Source organism: Pseudomonas parasichuanensis (assembly GCF_021601385.1).
GTDB classification, from domain to species: Bacteria; Pseudomonadota; Gammaproteobacteria; order Pseudomonadales; family Pseudomonadaceae; genus Aquipseudomonas; species Aquipseudomonas parasichuanensis.
In genome coordinates this window covers 109,900-116,564 of the sequence record NZ_BQHO01000018.1, presented here as the reverse complement: position 1 = coordinate 116,564, position 6,665 = coordinate 109,900, and the positions used below count along the sequence as shown (strand labels likewise).

Below are 6,665 nucleotides of genomic sequence, written 5' to 3'. Positions count from 1 at the left end.
GCACGTTGGGCATGGAGGGGGCGCAAGGGCTGTTTCTCGGCGTAGGCTTCGGCCCATTTTGAAGAATTTGATATTTTCGGAAGAGTTCAGGAATTCAGATCAAACCATCGAATTGCCGGGTGTTGGGGTCTTTCGAGTACACGAGCTTTTCGTGAACTTCTCCGATGTTAATGACGCACATGTCGACAGATTTGGAGGATATTGGGGGGATATTCAAGATATCCGTGAAGGAAAAGACGGTGCTCGTTGGATCAATACCGGTGATAAGGATGACGTTAGCGTGCTTGTCGGAAAAGACATTTGCTCGCCATTTCTAAGCTATCACCGTGTGAGCTGGGAGAGGTTAGAGGGCATGCACTTCCTGGTTTTCGGATGGCTGAACCGAGCGTCAAAAAACCAAAAGCTCTGGATCCGCCCCCGAGACATTGAGTTTACGGCTATCTATGATGGCGCTTGAGATGCTGGGCGCAGAGTACCAGTAGCGCTAGCTGATCCTTTGCCCTCAGTCATGAATCGACCGTAGCCTACGAGAGTGGCGACTTGTTCAAGAACATAGGGCTTAGATGTGTTGTGTGTCTGCCCTATTCATCAAGCATGCCCCGGTTCGCAGGCTCTGCAAATCACGCCCCTAACAAATCCACCAACCCAGGTGAGGTACTCCGTTTGGCGGCGCGAGCGGACTGAATGATCTACCTGATCCAGCAGGCTTATCGCTCATTCTTGCTCCGGTGAGGTCAGCAGCTGCGCTTCGATTTGAAAGGCCTCCTCCACGGACAAGCCGTTCATGATGTTCTCAATGATAGTTTCACGTAGAGCACGGATGCCGCTCGGATAAACGTATGCCGGATCGCGGTAATGGGCGGCCATCAGTTGCTTCGCCTGCTCTCGGGGCAAGCGTCGTAGTGGGGTGACCGCTTTCTCGCTACGTTGGCCGTACATGTCAAAGTCTTGATCGACAGTGGACCAGTCAAAATCAAAGCAGCGCTGCTGCTCCGCGTGACAATCATGTCGCCACATAGCGCTGCCGGGGTATTGATCTTCAGCGCTGACAATTATCAGGGTCAAGCGTGGCAGTTGACGCTCCTCTACAAAGTCATAAATTACCCAGAGAATGCGCCCCATCCTTACAGGGATCAAATTAGCTACCCGCTGATCATCCGGGTAACGGGCTTTAGCGCGTTCGATCAGTTGGCCGTAGGTCAAAATTTGGCCGGCAGTGGCGAGTTCGATAAGCTGCGGGTATAGCAGTCTGGCTAGTTGCACATCCAGCAATGTACGGGCCATGACGAGTTCCTTTCTAGGTTCTAAGCGTTGGATAGTGGGGGGAGAATCGCCAATGATTACTTACGCAAGTGGTTGCTTGACGCGACCAAGGCCTCCTTCTTTTTTCCATGCTTCAAAGCGATGGTTTGCAGCACTGAAAGAAATTTGCATCTCTGCACCCACTGCATAGCGACTTTTGCCAGCATCGAAGAGGCGATAGCAGATCTCGACTCCACGATCCGTAAGCTTGCCGTCTTCATGTTTGTTAGCAGGGTCACGTGGGTCGTACTCAGGGGCTTCTTCGCCCTCGATGAGCAAGGCTTTCAGATTAGCGAATCCGACCAGGACCCGTTCCAGTCCTAGAGTGATGTCATCAATCGCGCTGGCGATGTCGGTAGGGGATGCCTTCATAAATGTGTCTCTCTATAATCTGGTTATGGAGAGTAAATGTATACCTATATCAGTAACCCTTCAAGCTATTTGTAACCTATCTACAGAGAATTTGATTGTATAGGCAGGATGGGAGGAGCCTCAAAATTCGCGTCTATAGCTCTACTAGCGTGAAGAGGTCGGTTTTGAAACGACATTTAATAGGGCCAGGAAGCCGCAATACGACACGAATTCGGTTCCGCACGCGACATTTATGGCGCCCATGTTCCACGTGGAACCCCCATTTTCTCGGGGGGAGCCATGACAATTTATGTGCCCATCGACACCAGTCCTAGGCGCGTAAGTCCTTGAAAGGCCAACCCGGCAGGGTTGGCCTTTTTTTGTTTGACGTGGAACAGGTTCTTACAGTTCGGATCCCTTCATCCCTCCTTGGGGGGCACTTCCTGCTACATCTTGGCACCTGCTCGTTGTTAGATCCTGCACAAGAGTCGGGCCTTAAGCTCGGACGCAGATGATAGCGATGGAGAAAAATGGAGATGGATACCGCCTGTGTTTACCCACTGACCGACAGTGAGCGCAACCAACTGAGCGCCGCCCTCGGCAAGATCAATTACGACCCCCAAGGGGGACAGAACTACATAACCGATCTGCGAATCATGGCGGATTCAAACCTGCCACGAAGAGTGATTGATGTACTGGCCAACCAGCGTGCCTCGCTGCGACCGAAACCCTATCTGGTGTTCGAGAACCTGCCCACCGACGAGGCCGTTTTCACCACCCCCGATCCAGAAGTATTCACACCTGCAGCCAAGAGCGGCACGCTGAGTGAGAACCTGATCATGGCGTTTGCCTCTATGATCGGTGAGCCCTATTCGATCCAGTTTGAAGGGGCCGATATCGTCAACAACCTTATCCCCAGCCCTTCGGCCAAGCGCGAGTACACAGGCTTGGGTTCTCAAGTCGAGCTCAGCTTTCACGTCGAGAACGCTGCGCTGAAGTATATGGAGAATGCTGGTTTCTCTCCGCTTGGCTTGCTGTTGACCGGTGTGCGTCATGACCCGCAGGGACCCATGACGCGTCTCGCCGATGCACGTGCTGCGCTATTGCTGCTTGAAGCGTCCGATGTGGTGTGTTTACGGCAGCCCTTGTATCGAATCAAGGTGCCCCATCGCTGGCGAAACCAAGGCACCTTCGCTACCGAGCCGGTTGCGATGCTCAGCGGTGATCTGGACTTCCCTGAGGTAAGTGCAGTGTTTTACCCGGACATGGTCGAGGCATTGAGTACGCCGGCAGCGAATGCAATGACGCGGTTCCATGACGCGATCAGGCAGGTATCGGTGGCGGTGGATATAAAGCCAGGGCAGCTGTTGTACATCGACAACCGTTTCACACTACACGCGCGAGATAGCTTCGAGCCTTCCTTGGATAAGTTGTCCAAGCCTTTACGGTGGGTGCAGCGGGTCTTCGTCTCTAAAAGTCTCTGGAGTCATCGTCAGCTGGAACGGGTCCAGTCGCGGATATTCTTGCCACGGGATCAAACGCCATGATGACGAGTTTCTTCGCGATCCTGCCAATCTTCCTGCTCATCCTGGTCGGCTATGCCAGCAAGCGCTGGGTCCTGAATGATGATGGATGGTGGAAACAGGCGGACAGGTTGGTCTATTACCTGTTCTTCCCTGCCTTGCTCATACTGGATGTCAGCAAGGCAGATTTCTCAGGTGGTGAAACTTCCGCGGCCATTGCCGCCACCATGCTGGCGACGTTGGCAGTTGGTGTTCTGATTTTCTTAGGGCAGGCTTTCGTCAAGGCCAGGAACGAGCTGTTCACTTCGATCTTCCAGGGCGGGATTCGCTATAACTCCTACGTGTTCATTGCCCTGGCCCATTCCCTTTATGGGGTGGAAGGTGTCGCGCTCTCCGGCGTGTTCGTCGCTTACCTGATAGTGCTGACCAATGTGATGAGTGTGCTGGTGATGAACCACTTCGCAAATACCGGCAGGAAATCCCTGGCCGGCGTGTTTGGCGCACTGCTGAAGAACCCGTTGATCATCGCAGCCATGCTTGGTTTGGCATTGAACGGCCTGGGAGTTAACGTCAGCGGTGCCATCGAGCACTTCATGAGCTACCTTGCCGGGGCGGCTACACCCTTGAGTCTAATGTCGGTGGGTGCGGGGCTGATGCTCAATCTTCAGGCTAACCGTGTACTTGCCACGTTTTACGTGGTTGGTCTGAAGTTGATGCTGATGCCGATGATCACCTTCGGGCTGCTGCTGGCACTGGGGGTTTCGGGGGTGGCAGCTAATGTGGCGTTGCTCTATGCCTGTGTCCCCTGTGCGGGGAACGCCTACATTCTGGCCAGGCAGATGGGCGGAGACGCACCGGCCATGGCCTCCATGATCACTTGGACCACGCTGGTTTCCACGCTGAGCATCACTCTGATCCTCGGCACGCTGATGCTTTAGTTCAGCTTCGCTGGCCAGGCGTGCTTGACCTCCTGAAGCGGCTGCGCTCGCTCGTGCAGAACTGGCGAGCGAGCAATCACCGAAGAGTGTTCCACGTGGAACGCTTCAAAGTCCCAAGGCTTTTAGACGCCGATAAAGCGTACGTTCGCTCATACCCAGATGCGCAGCCAGTTCACTTCGAGACCCTTTGAAGGTTTCCAAGGCATGGGCCAATTGAGGCATTTCATGTTTCCCACGACCGCGCAAAGCGTTGTGATCAACTACCGGATGGATGCCCTCGGGAAGATGCTCAGGGCGGATCAGACCGTCATCGGTGAACAGGCGAGCACGCTCCAGGATATTCCGGAGCTCGCGAATATTCCCGGGGAAGCTATGCAGGCTCAGTCGTTCAAGCGCTTCCAGGGTGACCTTGGGTGACTGCTTGCCCGCCATCCTTTGCAACAGGCTTTCACAGAGCAAAGGTAAGTCTTCAGCCCGTTCTCGCAAGGCCGGCAACCGTATCGGGAAGCCGCTGATGCGGTAGTACAGGTCTTCCCGGAACGTGCCGTCAGCAGCCATTTCCTTGAGTGGCTTGTGAGTTGCCGAGACCAGACGAAAATCGGAATGGACCGTACGTGTGCTGCCGACCGGCCGGAAACTGCCGGACTCGATCAACCGCAGCAGCTTCACCTGCATGGCCAGCGGTACTTCGCCGATTTCGTCGAGGAACAGGGTGCCGCCGTGGGCCGCTTCAGCCAGCCCGATCTTGCGCTGGGTGGCGCCAGTGAAGGCGCCTTTTTCATAGCCGAACAACTCACTCTCGAACAACGATTCGGTCAGCCCGGTACAGTCCACCACTACCAGCGGCCCGTTGGCTCTTGGGCTTCCCAGGTGCAACGCGCGGGCGAACAGCTCCTTGCCGGTCCCGGACTCGCCCTGCAGCAACACCGGGATCTGCGCCGGTGCCGCCCGTTGCAGGCTGGCGACCGCCGCCTTGAAGGCCGCTGCACGCCCCACCAATCCCTGCTCCTGCGGTTGGGCCGACGCCAGGGTGACGCTGGTCAGGCGCTCGACGAAGGCCACTACCCTGCCCTGCTCGTCGAGGATCGGCCGCAGCTCTACATCCACATGCTCGGGGCCGCGAGGTGTGTGGTGGATATGCAGCACACGCTCGGGGACTTTGCTGTCCAGCGATTTGCGCAGCGGGCAGTGCTCACCGGCCTGGTCGCAGGGTACCGCATAGTGGTGCGAGACCCGGTGGCATTTCTCGCCCACAGGCGCATGATCGTCGTTGCCGAACTGACGGCGGTAGGCAGCATTGGCGGCAAGGATGTTGTAGTCGGTGTCGAGGATGATGCTTGGGAGCACATCGTGTTCGAGGTAAGACACCAGCGCGAGGATCGCGGGATGGGAAGCGGCAAGCATGACAGCACCAGATGAAAGACCCGCCGAGCGTAGCAAGGACTGCCAATCACTGCCATTGGCTGACAGTCGACTGCCAGTAAGTGTCACCTTGGGTGGTGGGCAAGGGATCGTAGCGCAGACTGCCTCGGCGCAAAGCCGCAGCTTCCGGGCACTGCGTCCATCAGAAAGGCATGGCATGCATCTTGATAAAGCACCGTTGACTGCCTAAGCCTTCAAGGAGGCACGGTGGATAACTGGAGAGCGTAATGATCATCGGCAACAATCTTCATGTTGAAGCATTCTTCGACAAGACCACCTCGACCATCAGTTACCTGGTGATGGACGGCGAGACGCGTCAGTGTGCGTTGATCGACAGCGTGCTGGACTACGACCCCAAGTCCGGACGCACCTGCACGGGTTCGGCGGACAAGCTGATTAGCCGCGTGAACGAGTTGGGCGCCAAGGTTCAGTGGATCCTGGAAACCCACGTGCATGCCGATCACCTGTCCGCGGCGGCCTACCTCAAGGAAAAGCTCGGCGGCCATACCGGCATTGGTGCGCAGATCACCCAGGTGCAGAAAGTGTTCGGCACGCTGTTCAATGCCGAGCCCGGGTTCGCCCGCGACGGCAGCCAGTTCGATGTGCTGTTCGTCGATGAAGAAGGCTTTCGTATCGGCAACCTGCATGCCCGTGCCCTGCACACCCCCGGGCACACCCCTGCCTGCATGAGCTACATGGTCCAGGACGCCGGCGAGACCGCCGTGTTCGTCGGCGACACCCTGTTCACGCCCGACTACGGCACTGCCCGTTGCGACTTCCCCGGCGCCAGCGCGACAACCCTGTACCAGTCGATCCGCAGGCTGCTGGCCTTCCCCGACCAGACGCGGTTGTTCATGTGCCACGACTACCTGCCGGGCGGCCGTGAGCTGCGCTACGTCACCACGGTGGCCGAGCAACGAGCCGACAACATTCACATTCATGAAGGCGTCAGCCAGGACAGCTTCGTGGCGATGCGCGAAGCCCGTGACAAGACCCTGGACATGCCCGTGCTGATCCTGCCATCGGTACAGATCAACATGCGCAGCGGCCAGTATCCCGAGCCCGAGGAAAACGGCGTGAGCTACCTGAAGATCCCGCTGAACAAACTGTAAAGCGCATCACCCACATA

General features: G+C 56.6%; 7 protein-coding genes. 4 read left to right on the top strand and 3 right to left on the bottom strand.

Annotated elements, in window-relative coordinates; genetic code table 11:
• The coding region (locus tag L6D77_RS15880; protein WP_236170092.1) for a hypothetical protein at positions 1 to 457 on the top strand (457 nt) is incomplete at its 5' end.
• A gap of 257 nt (positions 458 to 714) precedes the next feature.
• Here the strand turns inward: L6D77_RS15880 and L6D77_RS15875 are convergent.
• Positions 715 to 1,284, bottom strand: a complete 570-nt coding sequence (locus tag L6D77_RS15875) for a hypothetical protein (protein WP_232884329.1) — start codon at positions 1,282 to 1,284, stop codon at positions 715 to 717.
• Positions 1,285 to 1,344: 60 nt separating this feature from the next.
• The gene (locus tag L6D77_RS15870; RefSeq protein WP_198754084.1) at positions 1,345 to 1,674 is read right to left on the bottom strand and encodes a hypothetical protein; all 330 of its coding nucleotides are present in this window, start codon (positions 1,672 to 1,674) and stop codon (positions 1,345 to 1,347) included.
• Positions 1,675 to 2,183: 509 nt separating this feature from the next.
• Here L6D77_RS15870 and L6D77_RS15865 point away from each other — a divergent pair.
• Together L6D77_RS15865 and L6D77_RS15860 are read left to right on the top strand one after the other, a co-directional pair.
• Positions 2,184 to 3,200, top strand: a complete 1,017-nt coding sequence (locus tag L6D77_RS15865) for a TauD/TfdA family dioxygenase (protein ID WP_232884330.1) — start codon at positions 2,184 to 2,186, stop codon at positions 3,198 to 3,200.
• Positions 3,197 to 4,114: an AEC family transporter gene (locus tag L6D77_RS15860; RefSeq protein WP_232884331.1), complete on the top strand. Its 918-nt coding sequence runs from the start codon at positions 3,197 to 3,199 to the stop codon at positions 4,112 to 4,114. Before L6D77_RS15865 ends, L6D77_RS15860 begins: the two co-directional genes overlap by 4 nt.
• A gap of 105 nt (positions 4,115 to 4,219) precedes the next feature.
• Here L6D77_RS15860 and L6D77_RS15855 read toward each other — a convergent pair whose 3' ends face one another.
• The gene (locus tag L6D77_RS15855) at positions 4,220 to 5,518 is read right to left on the bottom strand and encodes a sigma-54 interaction domain-containing protein (protein ID WP_232884413.1); all 1,299 of its coding nucleotides are present in this window, start codon (positions 5,516 to 5,518) and stop codon (positions 4,220 to 4,222) included.
• Between the two features lie 245 nt (positions 5,519 to 5,763).
• Here L6D77_RS15855 and L6D77_RS15850 point away from each other — a divergent pair, with 245 nt between their 5' ends.
• Positions 5,764 to 6,648, top strand: a complete 885-nt coding sequence (locus L6D77_RS15850; RefSeq protein WP_232884332.1) for an MBL fold metallo-hydrolase — start codon at positions 5,764 to 5,766, stop codon at positions 6,646 to 6,648.
• The last annotated feature ends 17 nt before the right edge of the window (positions 6,649 to 6,665 follow it).

What these genes read in the sequence shown, in the direction of transcription:
- L6D77_RS15875 (WP_232884329.1), bottom strand. Translation starts at nt 1,284, where the DNA reads ATGGCCCGTACATTGCTGGATGTGCAACTAGCCAGACTGCTATACCCG.
- L6D77_RS15870 (WP_198754084.1), bottom strand. Translation starts at nt 1,674, where the DNA reads ATGAAGGCATCCCCTACCGACATCGCCAGCGCGATTGATGACATCACT.
- L6D77_RS15865 (WP_232884330.1), top strand. Translation starts at nt 2,184, where the DNA reads ATGGAGATGGATACCGCCTGTGTTTACCCACTGACCGACAGTGAGCGC.
- L6D77_RS15860 (WP_232884331.1), top strand. Translation starts at nt 3,197, where the DNA reads ATGATGACGAGTTTCTTCGCGATCCTGCCAATCTTCCTGCTCATCCTG.
- L6D77_RS15855 (WP_232884413.1), bottom strand. Translation starts at nt 5,518, where the DNA reads ATGCTTGCCGCTTCCCATCCCGCGATCCTCGCGCTGGTGTCTTACCTC.
- L6D77_RS15850 (WP_232884332.1), top strand. Translation starts at nt 5,764, where the DNA reads ATGATCATCGGCAACAATCTTCATGTTGAAGCATTCTTCGACAAGACC.